This window comes from Campylobacter sp. (assembly GCF_052170435.1).
In the GTDB taxonomy this organism is placed as follows: domain Bacteria; phylum Campylobacterota; class Campylobacteria; order Campylobacterales; family Campylobacteraceae; genus Campylobacter_A.
The window spans coordinates 15,914-32,117 of record NZ_JBQNAN010000002.1; the positions used below are offsets into that span (position 1 = coordinate 15,914).

Consider the following 16,204-nt stretch of genomic DNA (forward strand, 5'->3'; position numbering starts at 1 on the left):
GTAAAAAATCAAATTTAAATTAAAATTTTAGCCGCTATGCCTAAAATCGCCGTTTGCGAGCGCAAAATATTTTTTGCTCTTAGTCCGTATTTTTTTGCGACCGCCTCTCGCTCGCTTCCGCTAAATCCCCCCTCGGGCCCGATCGCTAAAATTTCTTTGCCCGCATAGCCGTCTAGATTTTCGCCATCAAAGTCGACAAGAGCGACGTTTGAGTAAAATTTGATTAGCTCGTCCAGGCTTTTATAAATTTCAAATTTCATCAAATCGTTTCGTCCGCACTGCTCGCACGAGCTTATCAAAATGCGCTCTAGGCGCGAAAAATCGAGCTTAAAGTTTTTTTGCGAAAATTCGCCGTAAAAAAAGACGATTTTAGCTACGCCCATTTCGTTTAGGCCGGGCAGCGTTTTTTCGATCGTTTTTGGATCGACGACGGCCCAAGCTAGCGTTAGATCGCTATTTCGCGCTTCCACGTCGTGCGAAAATATCAAATTTAGCTCCGCGCCCCTTTTGTCTAAATTTACGATCTCATAGATGTGGTTTTGTCCGTCGGTCAAATTTCGCACGTCGATGCGCTCGCCTACCTTAGCGCGCCGCGCCTTTAGGTGTAAAAATGCCTCGCCCTCAAGCCTAATTTGCTCGTTTTTTGCCTCTTTTGAATATAAAAATTTCATCTCACCCCGCTTGCAATTAGTATCAAAACAAAATCGGTCACGATTTTTAGGCGCATTTTGGCTCTGAAATCGGCGAAATTTTTAGTTTTCATCGCCGTTTTTAGCCGCTTAAACTCCATCGCCCCAAGTCCGATAAGTAACGCCCAAGCCGCGATCATAACAAGAGCTTTGAGGCTCGGATAAAAGTAAAAAACACTCATCAAAAGTAGCCCCGTAAGCATCATTGCGGCCAAAAAAGCGTAGTAGGCAGGCAAAAACAGCCTGATGCGTTTAGTGTAGGCTGGCGAGTTTATGCCGAAATTTATCAGGCAAAAGTGCGCCGCGACTAACGCCAAAAGCGTAAAGGCAAGCCCGATGTGAATGGAGCGCGCTAGCTCGTAGAGCTCTGAGAGATGCTCGTTAAATTTCATTTTTCGGGCACCGGCTCTGGCGGCATATTTTCGTCGATACTTACGTTTGCGTCGCTTTGCGCGATGGGTACGTCGCTAGGCACCGTGCCTCCAAGATCCAGTGATGCGGGCTCCTTTTTCTCCTCGCAGCCGCTAAAAAACAGCGCCGCTAGCGTCAAAATCGCAAAAATTTTCCTCATTTGCGCTAGACCTCCTTTGGATTTACTATTTTTTTGCCTAGCTTGATCTTCTCAAACAGCTCCGCGTCCTCCCACTCGGCTCTCACACCCTCGGAAAAGACGATCTCGTTCAAATTTACCTCGCCCATTTTGGCGTTATACGCATCCTCTCTGAAGCACTGCGCGTAGCCCGTGTCGGTCTCGTGGACGATGACGCTGTGAAGCTTCACCTCGCGCTCGCCGTTTTGCATCTGCGTGGTTTTTAAAAGCCTATCGATCATCACGAAAAATATCCTACAAAACTGCTCTGCGGAGGGATTTAGTGGGATCTCGACCCAGCGCGCGGAGTGCTTTTTGAGGTCGTTTTTGTACTCGGCTCCGTCGCCGCTAAATATCGTCGTGCAGTGATCAAAACTATCGATGATGCAGCCGATGTCGCGCTTCATCAGGCCAAAATCATACACCATGCCCGCATTATCGAGAAAATTTGACTCGAGTAAAATTTCAGCCCTGTAAGAGTGCCCGTGGATACTGGTTTTGCAGCGTTTTGAGCTACAAAATCTAACGATGTGAGCGTTTTCAAATTTAAACATTTTTCTTATTATCATCTTAGCTCCGTTTATTAAATTTTACCGTTTCGCGCCGTAAAGATACGGGTAACGCCGCCTAAATTTACGCTTTAAACCCCTTCTTTTGCGCCCCAAAGCCTGATATGCAGGCGATCGGAGTAGTTAAAACCGTGCTTGATCGCAAACTGCGCGACGGATAGGGCGTTTTGCTCAAGGCTTATTTTATCATAACCTTGCGGCATACAAAAGACTTCCGCGTCGCAAATCTCTAAAATGCGCGAAATTTGCGCTATCGCCGAGCCGTCCTCTACGCTCTTTTTGTCAAGGACGAATTTATAAAAACTGCCAGCAGCGTTTGGCTTTATCGCTTTTAGAGCGCTAGCGTTGATACGTCTAGCCTCGCTCTCGCCGCTATTTTCGAGCTTGACGCTGACGGCGAAACGGCATCTTTTATAAATCTCAAATTTAGCAAAATCCACCTCGATAGTGCCGTTTGTTTCAAAATGCGGCTCGTATCCCTCGCTAGTCGCAAAATCCAAAAAATCTAGCAAAATTTGGTTTTTGTAATGTAGTAGCGGCTCGCCGCCGGTGATTACGATGATAGGCTTTTGGCGCAAATTTGCGCTCAAGCTTTGTGTTATTTTTATGAGTTCGTCCGAGCGCGAGATTTTTTGATACGAAAAATGCCCCGTAAAAACCGCGCGGATCGTGTCGCAGCCCACTAGCGTTTCGCCGGTTTTGGGCGAGACGGCGCGCACTCCAAAGCCGGCGCAGTTTAGGTTGCAGCCCGCAAACCGCAAGAAAATCGCCAGACAGCCGCTGCTTGCGCCTTCGCCTTGGATGCTTAGAAAACTCTCGACTAGGTTTAAACTCAAATTTCGCCTTTTAAATTTTGGTCGATTATAGCAAAATTTAAAGGGTAGTTTTATGGAGTTAGGCGGATTTTACGTCAAATTTGAGCGGGTTTTGTTAGAAAAACGGCGGTAAATTTACGGATAAAAATATAAAAATAAAGCGCGGTTAAATTTAATAAAAAGCAGGCTAAATCCACGCCAAATTTGACGTAAATTTAGCCCTAATTTCAGCCGCCCGTTTGGTAAAAGGCGCGGCTTGAGGTCTCGTTTTGAGCGCCGATCGCCCATTTGTTTTCTTTGGGTTTGTTCTGCAACACTTGGCGCAAGATCTCGCTAGCTCCCGCGATATCGCCCTTTCTTACGGCGTCTTTTATGCTCATCGCATCCTCGAAGTATAGGCACGGGATGAGATGCCCCTCGGCCGTGAGGCGTATGCGGTTGCAGCTCTCGCAAAAGTCGTGTTTGTGCGGGTCGATGATGCCGAAGGTATAGCCGTCCTCTAGCTTGTAGATGCTAGCCGGTCCTGTCGGGATCTTTTCGGCTGCTTCAAAGCGATATTTTTTTGCGATAACATCTAAAATTTCAGCCGATTTCATGCCTTTTAGCTCGTCATTGGCGTGGATGTTTTCCATATATTCGATAAAGCGAATTTGACAACCCATAGAGCGCGCAAACTCTAGCAAAGAGACGATCTCGTCGTCGTTTACGCCTCTTAGTGCGACGGTGTTTAGCTTGACTTTTAGCCCGGCTTCAAGCGCAGCGTCAAGACCCGCTAAAACCTCGTGCAGGACGCTTTTTTGCGCGAGAAATTTAGCTTTTTCGGTTTTTAAGCTATCAAGCGACATATTTATGCGCTTTAAGCCCGCGTTTTTTAGGGCTTTTGCGTAGTGTTTGAGCATAAAGCCGTTTGTCGTGATGGCTAGATCGACATCGGGACTGTGCTCGTTTATCATCGCGATAAATTTGTCCAAGTCCTTGCGCAGTAGCGGTTCGCCGCCCGTGATACGGATCTTTTTTACGCCTTCGTCCAGGCAGACTTTGACAAATAAAAACAGCTCCTCAAAGCTCAGTAAATTTTCTCTAGGTTCCCAGCTAAACGGAGTTTTAGGCATGCAGTATTTGCATCTAAAGTTGCATCTTTGCGTGACCGAAATACGCAGATAATCAACCGTCCGTCCGTGCCCGTCTATTAACATTTTTCCGCCCTTCAATTTTATCAAAACCATTTAATTTTGATTTGGTTAAAAGGCATTATAGGAAGTTAAGCTTTAAATTTTTTTAAAATTCACGTATGAAAATAATGTTATTTTTTTATATTTCGCGCCTAGGTTTTAACACTATATCAGCTCTCGCAGTTTTAGCGTTAGCTCGACCTTGCCGACGCCCACGCACAGCTCTTTTGCGATGCTTTCGACGCTTTTGCCTTCGCTATACATCTGCACTATGCGCTTTTCGTCGTCCTCGCCGTTTGGAGCGGAGATTTTGCTGATGCTTTTGGTGCGCTCTTCAAGCGTAAATAGCCTATCTTGTTGCTGGCTTTGGAAGCTATCTATCGAGCTTTCGATGCCTTGGAGGGCGTTTATTATCGGGGTAATTTTTTGATTTATTTTTTCATTTAGACGCTGTTCGAGGTTGCTTTCTAGCTGCACTACGTCAAATTCGGCCGGCTCGCTTCGGTCTAAACTCGCGACCTGTTTTTTTACCGCGTGAAGCTCTTGTATCAGGCTTTCGATCGCTTTTTCGTATCTTGAAAATTTTCTCGATGCCTCTAAATCTTTTATGAAAACCAGCACGAAAAGCACCGTCAAAATCAGCCCGAAAATGACAAATATTATCAAGTCGTTATTCATCGTTCATCTCCTTTAGTTCTCTTATCATAGCGCGCTCTCTGGCTGTCACGTAGCCGTTGTAGTCGCTCTCGTCGCTCTCGTTTATGCGCGTGATTTTGGCGGTTTTTTCATCTAGCGCTTCAAAAAATATCGCCACGTCTCGCTTCGGAAAAATAGGCATAAAAATGCGTCCGTAGTAGCCGGCGCCGTTTTTAAATTTAGCCTCTTTTATCCTAAAATTTTCAAAATTTATCCCGTCTAGCGCACTAGATTGCGCAAGCTCGAGTTTTACGAATTTCTCGTTTTTTATGTAGGCGTTTAGCTCGTCAAATTTGCGGTGAAGCTCGACCAGCAGCGTCAGTATCACCTGATCGCTCTCTTTCGTGTCGCCCTTTGCTTTGGCGCGCTTTATCCACGCTCCTAACGGATCGTCCTCGTTGCCGCTTAGCTTGTCGAATTCGCGTAAAAACTCGCTCTCGCGCTCGCCGACTTCCTCAAAAACTATGTCTAAATTTGCCGGAACCAGTCTCATAGGCTAGCCCAAACGAAAACGAAAAAAAGTATGCCAAGATAGCCGTTTAGCGTGAAAAACGCGCGGTCGATCTTGCTAAAATCTCGCCTAACGATGCGGTGTTCAGCCACCAAGATACCCCCGCAAAGCAAAATGCCCGCATATGCCGCCGCGCCGAGCCCTCCAGCCCACGCAAAAAGCAGCCAAAAGATCACGGCCGTAGCGTGAAAGATCGCCGAGATAAACATCGTAGCCTTTTCGCCGTAAACGCTGGGTATGCTAAAAAGCCCGTGTTCGCGGTCAAATTCGATATCTTGGAGCGAATAAAGCAGGTCAAATCCCGCCACCCAAAACATCACGCCAAGGCAGAGTAGTACGCTAAAAAGCGGTATCTCGCTGGTGACTGCTACGGCTCCGGCGATGGGCGCAAGGCCTAGCGAGAGGCCAAGGACGAGATGCGCTAGCTCGCTAAAACGCTTAAAAAGCGAATATCCGCCAAGCACCGCTAGGATCGGAAAGCTCAGCCAAAACGCAAGCTCGTTTACGAGATAGGCGACGAGCACGAAGATGGCGGCGTTTGCCGCGATAAAAATTTGCAAATTCGTCCTGCCGATACGCCCGTCCACGCTCGGGCGATTTGCCGTGCGCGGGTTTAGTTTGTCGATATCCTCGTCCTTGTAGCGGTTAAAAGCCATCGCGAAATTTCGCGCTGAAACTGCGCAAAGAACGCCCAAAATAAGCAACTTCCAGCCAAACCAAGCCGTGCCGTTTACCTGCGCGCTCGCCGTTATCATCGCGGTAAATATAAAAGGTAGCGCGAAAATCGAGTGCTTAAAGACGATCAGTTCGTTAATATCTTTTAAAATATTTATAAATTTTTGCATAATCTTCCTGAAATTTTTGCTTTATTTTATCTTATAAAAGCGTAAATTGTGATAAAATTTGAGCAGATTCACGAATTTTAAGGCATTTTTATGAAAGAACTCGCCATCATCGGCACCACGGCTAGCGGTAAAACGGCGCTCGCTCTAAAACTCGCAAGCGAATTTAACGGAGTGATTCTGAGTCTTGATTCGCTTTGCGTTTATAAATTTATCGATATCGCAAGCGCTAAACCCAGTGCGGACGAGCTAGCCTCGGTGCCGCATTTTGGGGTAAATTTGCTGATGCCGGACGAGCATTTTGACGTCGGTATGTTTTTTGAGGTTTATAAAACGGCTCACGAATTTGCGCAAAAAAACGGTAAAAATTTATTTATAACTGGCGGTAGCGGATTTTATCTAAAGGCCTTGCTATCGGGTCTCACGCCCAAATTTGAGCGGGTAGAGAGCGGTCTAAGCAACGCTCAAATCTATGGGCTCATTTCAAGCCTTGATCCCGAATTTGCCGCCAAATTTAGCGCAAACGACACCTACCGCTTGCAAAAGTGGTTTGATATCTACTCGTTTTTGCGCTCTAGCGGACGGGATGATGCCGTGAGCGCGTATCTGCGCGAAAATACCCTAGCTCCCGTTGCGTCAAATTTGGCGATTTTCGAGCTTAGCTGGGATAGGGACGAGCTGAGGGAACGTATCAAAGAGCGCACTAGGGCGATGTTTTGGCAGGGTTTGCTAGATGAGGCGCGGGAGCTTTTTGCGCGGTATCCGCAGCGACCAAAGCCGCTAAACTCGGTCGGTCTAAAAGAGTGTGGCGAGTTTTTGAGAGGCGAGATCAAAACCCAGACCGAGCTAGAGGAGCTCATCTGCACGCATACGGCGCAGCTGGCCAAGCGTCAGCGGACGTTTAATAGATCGCAGTTTGAGAGTAAATTTAGCGGTTCGGTTAAAGAGTGTGAAGAGAAAATCATAGAATTTTTGAGTGATTGATTCTGATTTGCGGCTTGTCTCTTGCGCGCTTTTAAATGATTTCGTAAATTTCGCCCTGCGACAGACTACATGTCTAGTCTTGGGACGAAATTTACTTCAAAACATTTAAAATCATCGCAAGATACTTCGCCTTATCGTTTTACGGTCAAATTTGCAAATTTAACTCGAAATTTTACGCACCGAGACCTGCATCTTGACGGCGCTAAATTTTGGTTTAGTCAAATTTAGCACGCTGCTAGCTTTAATAAAATTTGCAGTTAAATTTAGTAAAATCGGCAAAAATTATTTAGACACGATAGGCATAGTTTTAATAGATGTTTCTTACTTGCAAAATAGCGGATCGTGGTTGCTATGATAAAATAAAAGGCGAAGTATCGCGAGATGGATTTAAGGGCTTTGCTTCCCTTGCGGTGGCAACTGCAAGCAGAAGCGACGTAAAAATTTAGCAAAGATAAGACACGTAGTCTATCGAGATAAATTTTTACTAGCTCCGTTAAAGACGCTCGCGAGACGAGCCGTAGAAAGGTAAAATGTTAGTTCATATTTGCTGCTCCGTCGACAGCCACTATTTTCTGCAACGCCTGCGCGCCGACCGTCCGCATGAGCGTCTCATCGGCTATTTCTACGATCCCAACATCCATCCGTACAGCGAGTTTTTGATGAGGTTTCGCGACGTAAAAAGGAGCTGCGAAAAGCTAGGCGTCGAGCTTATTTGCGGCGAATACGAATTTGAAGGCTGGCTAGAGGGCACAAAGGGGCTTGAAAACGAGCCCGAAAAGGGCAAGCGCTGTGCGTATTGTTTTGATTTTCGCGTGGGAAATTCAGCCCAAAAAGCGCTCGAGCTGGGCGAAAAATCTATCACTACGACGCTGCTGATGAGCCCGAAAAAGGACTTCTCGCAGCTAGAAGCCGCGCTAAATAAGGCTGCGGGGAAATACGGCCTTGAAACCTTTGCCGTGGACTACCGCGCTGGCGGCGGCACTAACGCGCAGTTTGAGCTTGCCAAAAAAGATAAACTCTATCATCAAAACTACTGCGGCTGTATTTTTGGGCTCAGCAAACAGCGCGAGGCGCAAAAACTGCCGCTTAGCGAGCTTATGAGCGAGGTGGGCGGGCGCGTGATGCCCGGAGGTATCGAGGAGCGCCTGGAGCTTTATGAAAAGGTGCGCGAGTGCGAGGCTGCGGGCGTGAAATTTCATCTGTCGCGCAAGTATTTTCTAAACTACCGACTGCTACGCGCCTACGTCAAATTTGGCGGTGCCGCCCTGCCGTCGTATTTTTTGCTCTACTCGCATTTTAAGCGCGAAAACGTCAAATTTAGCGTGAGCGAGGCGGCTCAAATTTGCGACGATCTACGAGACGGCGTGACGTTACTAAATTTAGCCAAATTTAACGAGCTCTCGGGCATAAATTTCGCTAGCGTAAACGAGCTTTGCCGCCGGCCTATCGCGGTACCTCGTGAGCTAGAAATCCGCCGCGAGCTGTGCGGAGAATTTAGCCAAAATCCAATAATCGTGCTGGATGAAATTAGCGCGGGCAGATACGAAATATACGCCAAAGACGAGCTTTATAACGATAGCCGCGAGGTTTTGGTAGCGCAAATTTGAGCCAAATTAAACGCACTCGAGATAAAGAGGCGGGCGCGAAAATTTAGCCGCTAAATTTTGCCCCTGGCCAAATCAATAATCTTTTTCTTAGCAAAATTTGGCTAAAATCGGCTTTAAATTTTACTCACAAGGTTTAAAGTGATCGACATCGTTGAAATCCAAAAAATACTCCCGCACAGATATCCTTTTCTGCTAATCGACCGAGTTACCGAGCTCGAGCCAGCCAAGCACATCGTGGCGTATAAAAACGTAACGATCGGCGAGCCCGTATTTCAGGGACACTTCCCGGGCCACCCGATATATCCGGGCGTGATGATCATCGAGGGTATGGCGCAAGCCGGCGGCGTGCTAGCGTTTAAGAGCATGAGCGACGAGCATCAAGCAAATATCGAAAATAAGGTCGTTTATTTTATGAGTATCGACGGAGCGAAATTTCGCCATCCTATACGCCCCGGCGACAGGCTCGAATACCGCCTCGAAGTGCTAAAGCACAAAGGCAACATCTGGGTACTAAAAGGCGAAGCCTACGTGGACGGCACGCTATCGTGCGAAGCCGAGCTAAAAGCTATGATCGTAGATAAATAAGCGAGCCAAAATGAGAAATATCCATCCGCAAGCCGTCGTCGAGGACGGCGCGAAGATCGGTGAGGACGTAACGATCGAGGCCTACGCCTACGTCAGCAAAGACGCGGTACTGGGCGACGGCGTACTCGTAAAACAAGGCGCTAGGATCGTGGGCGACACGCATATCGGCGAAGGCGGTAAAATTTACAGCTACGCCATCGTGGGCGACATCCCGCAGGACGTGAGCTACCGCGCCGAGGAAAACACCGGCGTTCGTATCGGCAAAAACGCGACGATCCGCGAGTTTTGCACGATAAACTCGGGCACGCACAAAGGCGACGGGATCACGCGTATCGGCGATAACGCATTTATCATGGCCTACTGCCACGTCGCGCACGACTGCGTCGTCGGAAATAACGTCATCCTGGCAAATAACGCGACTCTAGCCGGTCACGTGGAGCTTGGCGACTACAGCGTCGTGGGCGGTATGACGCCGATACATCAGTTCGTGAGAGTCGGCGAGAGCTGCATGATCGCGGGCGCTAGCGCGCTATCTCAGGACGTCGTGCCGTTTTGCCTAGCCGAAGGCAACCGAGCCTACATCAGAAGCTTAAATTTAGTCGGTATCAGACGAAGATTCGATAAAGACACGGTCGAAGAGATAAACAGGGCGTATAAATTTTTATTTAGAAAAAGCGGGGATCTAAAGGCTGCGGCTAGCGAGCTTTTAGAGAGCGTGCAGATAGAGCAGGTGCGAAAAATGTGCGAATTTATCCTAAGCACCAAGCGCGGTATCCCATTGGCAAAAGGAAGAGAATAATGGCGAGAAAATGTAATTTTTGCGGCGAGATAGAGTCTGCCGAAAGGAGGCTACTGGCCGATATAAACGGGACTTCGTTTATATGCGAGCACTGCATCACTGCCGCTTACAAGGTGCTTTACGGCGAGGAGAGCCGCGAGCAAGAAAAAGAAGAGCGAACTAGAGACTATCAAAATTTGACGCCAAAAGAGCTAAAAGCGGTGCTCGATAACTACGTAATCGGTCAAGATAAAGCCAAAAAGGTCTTTAGCGTCGGCGTTTATAATCACTACAAAAGAATTTTTAGAAAAGGCGAGATCGAGGACGATACGGAGATCTCAAAATCAAATATCTTGCTAGTCGGCCCTACCGGTAGCGGCAAGACGCTGATGGCGCAGACGCTGGCTAAATTTCTAGACGTGCCTATCGCTATCTGCGACGCTACGAGCCTAACGGAGGCCGGCTACGTCGGCGAAGACGTGGAAAATATCCTGACTCGTCTTTTGCAGGCTGCGGACGGCGACGTAAAGCGCGCCGAGCAGGGCATAGTTTTCGTCGATGAGATAGATAAGATCGCCAGGATGAGCGAAAACCGCTCGATCACGCGCGACGTGAGCGGCGAGGGTGTGCAGCAGGCGCTTTTAAAAATCATCGAGGGTAGCCTCGTAAATATCCCTCCAAAAGGCGGCAGAAAGCACCCTAATCAGGAATTTATCCAGATAGATACTTCAAACATCCTCTTCGTCTGCGGGGGCGCGTTTGACGGCCTGGCCGACATCATCGAGCGCAGGATCGGTAAAAACGTGCTAGGTTTCGGTCAAGATAAACGCTCAAAAGACGATAAGGAAAATTTGCTAGACGCGCTTGAGAGCGACGATTTGGTGCATTTTGGACTAATCCCGGAGCTAATCGGTAGGCTTCACGTGGTCGCCACGTTAAATAAAATCACTGAGGATGATATGGTGCGAATTTTAACTGAGCCTAAAAACGCGATCTTGAAGCAATATCAAAAGCTTTTCGCGATAGATAGGGCAAATTTGAAATTTGACGATGAAGCCCTAAAAGAGGTCGCAAGGTTAGCTATCGAACGAAAAACGGGAGCCAGAGGGCTACGAAGCATAATGGAAGAGGTGATGACCGATATAATGTACGAACTGCCGGAGCTTGCGGGCTACGACGTGGTGATCACGAAAGAGGTCGTAAACGGCAAAGAAAAGCCGATTTTCGTAAAAAACAATAAAATAAGCGCATAAGGACACAGATGATTTTAGACCAATTAATAGGATTTTTTTCGAGCGATATGGGAATCGACCTAGGCACGGCAAATACGCTAGTTTTGGTAAAAGATAAGGGTATCATCATAAACGAGCCCTCCGTCGTTGCGGTACAACGCGAAAAATACGGCAAGCAAAAAATATTAGCCGTCGGCCACGAAGCAAAAGAGATGGTCGGTAAAACTCCCGGCGACATCGAAGCAATCCGCCCGATGAGAGACGGCGTTATCGCGGATTTTGACATGACTGAGAAGATGATCCGCTATTTCATCGAAAAAACTCACCGCAGAAAGAGCTTCCTGCGCCCTCGTATCATCATCTCAGTACCTTACGGCCTAACTCAAGTCGAGCGAAAAGCCGTACGCGAGAGTGCGCTAAGCGCCGGAGCTAGAGAGGTATTTTTGATTGAGGAGCCTATGGCTGCGGCTATCGGAGCAAATTTGCCGGTACGCGAACCGCAAGGAAACCTAGTCGTCGATATCGGCGGCGGCACGACTGAGATTGGCGTAGTATCTCTAGGCGGTTTAGTCATCAGCAAGTCTATCCGCACCGCGGGCGATAAAATCGACATGAGCATCGTAAACTACATAAAAGAAAAATACAACCTCCTAATCGGCGAGCGAGCGGGCGAGGATATCAAAATCTCCGTCGGCTCGGCGATTCAGTTACCAGAGGAGCTTAGCATAGTAGTAAAAGGTCGCGACCAAATCAGCGGCCTACTAAGCCGCGTGGAGCTAACGAGCGAGGACGTGCGCGAGGCTATGCGCGAACCTCTAAAAGAGATCGCAGATGCCCTAAAAACCGTGCTTGAGATGATGCCGCCCGATCTTGCCGGAGATATCGTGGAAAACGGTATCGTACTAACCGGAGGCGGCGCGCTGATCCGCGGTATCGACAAATATCTAAGCGATATCGTTAAGCTTCCTGTTTTCGTCGCGGACGAGCCGTTGCTAGCCGTGGCCACAGGTACGGGCAAAGCGCTTGAGGAGATTAAATTCCTGCAACAACTCGTAAATGAAGAGTAAGATTTTATTCGTCGCTCTCATCGGCGCGCTGATACTATTCTCGCTGGATAAGGGCGCGCTCATCTCGGGATACGTCGTAAATTTAAACAACCGCATAGTCGCCGCCTACGACGACGCGGTCAAATTTGTAAAAGACGGCGTAAACGAGCACTTTAGGCAGCGCGAGGAGATAAAGCAGCTTCGCGCTCAAAACGCCGAACTGGAAAAATCGGCGGCTTTGCTTTCAAGCTTCGCAAAGGAGCTAAATGAAATTTTGGTCGATAAAAACTCGACCGCCTACGAGCCTAGAGTGCAGCTCGTGCGAGCGCTAAGCTACGTAAATATCAGCGACTACGATAAGGTCTGGCTGGATAAATTTAGCGGCTATGACGAGTCTAAGATTTACGGGCTGATTTACCAAGGCAAGAGCGCGGGTATCGTCGTGAGCAAGGACGGCAACCCTATGGCCTTGCTGCAAAACGATCCAAAAAGTATATTCGCCGTATCAATCGGCGAGGAAAAAATCCCGGGCATAGCGCACGGGAGCAAAGACGGAATAACGGTGAAATTTATCCCCCAGTGGCTCAGTCCAAAAGAGGGCGATGAGGTCGTCACGAGCGGGCTTGACGGGATATTTTTCAGCGGGATTTCAGTGGGCAAGGTCACGGGCGTGATCCAAGAGAGCCTATATAAAAGCGCGGCCGTAAAGCCATACGTAAGCATAACTATCCCCTCATATCTATACGTCGTAACAAAGGAAAAATAATGCCAAAAAGAACCGACATCAACACCGTTTTACTCATCGGCAGCGGCCCTATCGTCATCGGGCAAGCGTGCGAATTCGACTACAGCGGCACGCAAGCTGCAAAAACGCTAAAGCAGCTGGGCTACCGCGTCGTACTCATTAACTCAAACCCCGCCACCATCATGACGGATCCTGATTTCGCCGATGCGACCTACGTCGAGCCGATAACCAAAGAGAGCATCAAGCGCATCATAGATAAAGAAAAGGTCGACGCCATACTGCCTACGATGGGCGGTCAGGTCGCGCTAAACGTCGCGATGCAGCTATATGAGGCGGACATGCTTGGCGGCGTCAAATTTCTAGGCGCGAACCCGCAAGCGATCAAAAAGGGCGAGGATAGGCAGGAGTTTAAAAAGGCTATGCAAAAGATCGGCATGGACTTGCCGCAAAGCCGGTACGCCTACGATATGGACGAGGCGCTAGCCGCAGCCGCAAACATCGGCTTCCCACTCATCATCCGCGCTAGCTATACGCTTGGCGGCGCGGGTAGCGGCGTGGCGTATAATATCGACGAATTCAAAGAACTGGCCCAAACCGGCCTAGACGCCAGCCCGATACGAGAAATTTTGGTCGAGGAGAGCCTGCTAGGTTGGAAAGAGTACGAGATGGAGGTCATCCGCGACCGCAACGACAACTGCATCATCGTCTGCTCGATCGAAAACTTTGATCCGATGGGCGTGCATACGGGCGACTCTATCACGGTTGCGCCCGCTCTTACGCTAACTGACAAAGAGTATCAGGCGATGCGCGACGCGAGTTTTAAAATTTTACGCGAGATCGGCGTGGATACGGGCGGCAGCAACGTGCAGTTTGCTATAAATCCAAAAACCGGCCGCATGATCGTGATCGAGATGAACCCGCGCGTTAGTCGCAGCTCCGCACTTGCCTCAAAGGCCACGGGCTACCCGATCGCCAAGGTCGCGACGTTGCTAGCGGTTGGCTTTAGCCTGGATGAGATCAAAAACGACATCACGGGCACGCCTGCTAGCTTTGAGCCCGTCATCGACTACATCGTGACTAAGATCCCGCGCTTTACGTTTGAGAAATTTCCGGGCGCAAACCCGTATCTAGGCACCGCGATGAAGAGCGTGGGCGAGGTGATGGCGATCGGCAGGACGTTTAAGGAAAGTATCCAAAAGGCGCTTTGCTCGATGGAAAAGGACTATTACGGATTTAACTTCGTAAATTTGGAGAAAAACGCGCTAATTTACGGCCTTAGAAACGCGAACGAAAGCCGCATTTTATACGTCGCGCAGGCGTTTCGCGACGGGCTCAGCGTAGCCGAAGTGCACGAGATGAGCAAGATTGATCCGTGGTTTTTGGATCAAATTTGGCAGATAGTTAAATTTGAAGAGCGTATCGACATGGACATCCTAAACGACGAGCCGCTACTTCGCGAAGCTAAAACGATGGGCTTTTCGGACAAGATGATCGCGCATCTGATAAATTTAAAAGACAACCTCGACCTCGGTCAAAACGATATATATTTTGCGCGCGAGAAAATGGGCATAAACCTCGAATACAACGAAGTAGATACTTGCGCGGGCGAGTTTAAGGCGCTCACGCCGTATCTTTACTCGACGACGAATATCACGAAGCTACCGCATCTTTCGTCAAATTTTGCGGAGTCAAATTTGAGCTCAAATTCGGCGCAAAAAGAGAAAAAAGTGATGATCATCGGCGGCGGCCCAAACCGCATAGGTCAGGGCATAGAGTTTGACTACTGTTGCGTGCATGCTAGCTACGCGCTGCGCGATATGGGCATCAAAACCATAATGTACAACTGCAACCCCGAAACCGTCAGTACCGACTACGACACGAGCGATATTTTGTACTTTGAGCCGATCGATTTCGAGCACGTTAGAGCCGTGATCGAGCATGAGAACCCAGACGGCGTGATCGTGCATTTTGGCGGCCAGACTCCGCTAAAATTCGCCAAACGCCTAAGCATAGCCGGCGCGAAAATCATCGGCACCAGCGCGCGCACGATCGACGTCGCCGAGGATAGAAAGAAATTTAGCGAATTTATCTCTAAAATCGGCGTCAAACAGCCGCGAAACGACACCGCTACAAGCGAAAAAGAGGCGCTAGAAAAGGCCGCCGCTATCGGCTATCCGGTACTCGTACGCCCTAGCTACGTGCTAGGCGGCCGCGCGATGAGACGCGTGCATAGCGACGAGGAGCTGCGCCTATACATGAGCGAGGCGGTCAAGGTCAGCAACCACTCGCCCGTACTAATCGATAAATTTTTACAAGACGCGGTGGAGCTCGACGTAGACGCGATCAGCGACGGCAAGGACGTCTATATCGGCGCCGTGATGCAGCACATCGAGGAGGCGGGCATCCACAGCGGCGACAGCGCATGCATACTGCCTCCACTAAATTTGACCGCGCAGATGATCGAAAAGGTAGAAAACCAAACTCGCGATATCGCGCTAAATTTAGGCGTCGTGGGGCTTATGAATATCCAGTTTGCCATCTACGAGAACGAACTTTTTATGATAGAGGTAAACCCGCGCGCTAGCCGCACGGTACCGTTTGTGAGCAAGGCGACGGGCGTGCCGATGGCAAAGGTCGCCACGCGCGTGATGTGGCAGGGAGATTTGCGCGAGGCGCTTAAATTTTACGATAACTACGGCGCGGTTTACGAGGAGCGCGGCATACTCAAGCCTCGAGTGAAAAATCACGTCTGCGTCAAAGAAGCGGTCTTTCCGTTTAACAAGCTCTCTGGCGCGGATCTAATCCTGGGGCCTGAGATGAAAAGTACGGGCGAGGTCATGGGCATATCAAGCGATTTTGCAAAGAGCTTTGCAAAAAGCCAGATCGCCGCTAGCAACTCGCTGCCTACAAGCGGGCTAGTCTTTTTGACCCTTGCCGACGCAGACAAAAAATACGCCGCAAATTTGGCGCGCGAGCTAATAAATCTCGGCTTTAAAATCATCGCCACCGGCGGAACGTATAAAATTTTAAATGACGCGGGCGTAGAGAGCGAGTTTGTCTACAAGATCAGCGAAGGCCGCCCAAATGTCGAGGATAGGCTCAAAAACGGCGACATCGCGCTTGTCATCAACACCAGCGACAGTAAGTCAAACAGCGAGGATGGCAAGAAAATCAGGCAAAACATCATGCGATTTAAGATTCCGTATTTCACGACGATGTCGGCGGCTCTAGCGGCGGCCAAATCGCTAAAAAGCGTACAAGACGGCAGCGCGCTGGAAGTAAGAAGCCTGCAGGAGTATCTGGGCGGCGAGTGAGGCTAAAACTAAAATCGTCAAATTTAGCAT

At 48.9% G+C, this 16,204-nt stretch carries 17 protein-coding genes; 8 read left to right on the forward strand and 9 right to left on the reverse strand.

Translation table 11 applies throughout. The features are described 5' to 3' along the window. Window positions 1-14: 14 nt before the first annotated feature. The 9 genes from ACTTJF_RS01535 to mqnP form a co-directional block, all read right to left on the reverse strand. Window positions 15-671, reverse strand: a complete 657-nt coding sequence (locus ACTTJF_RS01535; protein WP_442550457.1) for a 16S rRNA (uracil(1498)-N(3))-methyltransferase — start codon at window positions 669-671, stop codon at window positions 15-17. Beyond that, window positions 668-1,081 carry a hypothetical protein gene (locus ACTTJF_RS01540; protein WP_442550458.1) on the reverse strand — a complete coding sequence of 138 codons (414 nt, stop codon included), beginning with the start codon at window positions 1,079-1,081 and terminating at the stop codon, window positions 668-670. The genes ACTTJF_RS01535 and ACTTJF_RS01540 overlap by 4 nt, the downstream gene beginning before the upstream one ends. Further along, window positions 1,078-1,260, reverse strand: coding sequence for a hypothetical protein (locus ACTTJF_RS01545; RefSeq protein ID WP_122872841.1), 183 nt, complete (start codon window positions 1,258-1,260; stop codon window positions 1,078-1,080). The genes ACTTJF_RS01540 and ACTTJF_RS01545 overlap by 4 nt, the downstream gene beginning before the upstream one ends. A gap of 5 nt (window positions 1,261-1,265) precedes the next feature. Then, complete coding sequence (locus tag ACTTJF_RS01550; RefSeq protein WP_442550459.1) at window positions 1,266-1,847, reverse strand: 6-pyruvoyl trahydropterin synthase family protein; 582 nt, start codon at window positions 1,845-1,847, stop codon at window positions 1,266-1,268. 71 nt (window positions 1,848-1,918) lie between these two features. Continuing rightward, entirely contained in the window at window positions 1,919-2,683 is a 765-nt protein-coding gene (locus tag ACTTJF_RS01555) for a 7-carboxy-7-deazaguanine synthase QueE (protein WP_442550460.1), read from the reverse strand. A gap of 206 nt (window positions 2,684-2,889) precedes the next feature. Continuing rightward, window positions 2,890-3,858 carry a GTP 3',8-cyclase MoaA gene (moaA, locus tag ACTTJF_RS01560; RefSeq protein WP_442550461.1) on the reverse strand — a complete coding sequence of 323 codons (969 nt, stop codon included), beginning with the start codon at window positions 3,856-3,858 and terminating at the stop codon, window positions 2,890-2,892. A 141-nt stretch (window positions 3,859-3,999) separates the two neighbouring features. Beyond that, complete coding sequence (locus ACTTJF_RS01565; RefSeq protein WP_442550462.1) at window positions 4,000-4,512, reverse strand: DUF6115 domain-containing protein; 513 nt, start codon at window positions 4,510-4,512, stop codon at window positions 4,000-4,002. Beyond that, window positions 4,505-5,023, reverse strand: a complete 519-nt coding sequence (locus tag ACTTJF_RS01570; protein WP_314704012.1) for a hypothetical protein — start codon at window positions 5,021-5,023, stop codon at window positions 4,505-4,507. The genes ACTTJF_RS01565 and ACTTJF_RS01570 overlap by 8 nt, the downstream gene beginning before the upstream one ends. After that, complete coding sequence (gene mqnP, locus ACTTJF_RS01575) at window positions 5,020-5,886, reverse strand: menaquinone biosynthesis prenyltransferase MqnP (RefSeq protein WP_442550463.1); 867 nt, start codon at window positions 5,884-5,886, stop codon at window positions 5,020-5,022. The genes ACTTJF_RS01570 and mqnP overlap by 4 nt, the downstream gene beginning before the upstream one ends. A gap of 90 nt (window positions 5,887-5,976) precedes the next feature. Here mqnP and miaA point away from each other — a divergent pair, with 90 nt between their 5' ends. From miaA to carB, 8 genes are all read left to right on the forward strand, one after another. Beyond that, window positions 5,977-6,867 (forward strand): tRNA (adenosine(37)-N6)-dimethylallyltransferase MiaA, encoded by an 891-nt coding sequence (miaA, locus tag ACTTJF_RS01580; protein WP_442550464.1) that lies wholly within the window; start codon window positions 5,977-5,979, stop codon window positions 6,865-6,867. Between the two features lie 530 nt (window positions 6,868-7,397). After that, complete coding sequence (locus ACTTJF_RS01585) at window positions 7,398-8,474, forward strand: epoxyqueuosine reductase QueH (RefSeq protein WP_442550465.1); 1,077 nt, start codon at window positions 7,398-7,400, stop codon at window positions 8,472-8,474. A 138-nt stretch (window positions 8,475-8,612) separates the two neighbouring features. Next, window positions 8,613-9,059 (forward strand): 3-hydroxyacyl-ACP dehydratase FabZ, encoded by a 447-nt coding sequence (fabZ, locus tag ACTTJF_RS01590; RefSeq protein WP_122872832.1) that lies wholly within the window; start codon window positions 8,613-8,615, stop codon window positions 9,057-9,059. A 10-nt stretch (window positions 9,060-9,069) separates the two neighbouring features. Beyond that, entirely contained in the window at window positions 9,070-9,858 is a 789-nt protein-coding gene (gene lpxA / locus ACTTJF_RS01595) for an acyl-ACP--UDP-N-acetylglucosamine O-acyltransferase (protein ID WP_442550466.1), read from the forward strand. Continuing rightward, a complete protein-coding gene (gene clpX, locus ACTTJF_RS01600; RefSeq protein ID WP_442550467.1) occupies window positions 9,858-11,090 on the forward strand; it encodes an ATP-dependent Clp protease ATP-binding subunit ClpX in 1,233 nt (410 codons plus the stop codon). Before lpxA ends, clpX begins: the two co-directional genes overlap by 1 nt. An 8-nt stretch (window positions 11,091-11,098) precedes the next feature. Beyond that, window positions 11,099-12,136 carry a rod shape-determining protein gene (locus ACTTJF_RS01605; RefSeq protein WP_185898027.1) on the forward strand — a complete coding sequence of 346 codons (1,038 nt, stop codon included), beginning with the start codon at window positions 11,099-11,101 and terminating at the stop codon, window positions 12,134-12,136. Continuing rightward, window positions 12,126-12,881 (forward strand): rod shape-determining protein MreC, encoded by a 756-nt coding sequence (gene mreC, locus ACTTJF_RS01610; RefSeq protein WP_442550468.1) that lies wholly within the window; start codon window positions 12,126-12,128, stop codon window positions 12,879-12,881. Before ACTTJF_RS01605 ends, mreC begins: the two co-directional genes overlap by 11 nt. After that, window positions 12,881-16,174: a carbamoyl-phosphate synthase large subunit gene (gene carB, locus ACTTJF_RS01615; RefSeq protein ID WP_442550469.1), complete on the forward strand. Its 3,294-nt coding sequence runs from the start codon at window positions 12,881-12,883 to the stop codon at window positions 16,172-16,174. The genes mreC and carB overlap by 1 nt, the downstream gene beginning before the upstream one ends. The last annotated feature ends 30 nt before the right edge of the window (window positions 16,175-16,204 follow it).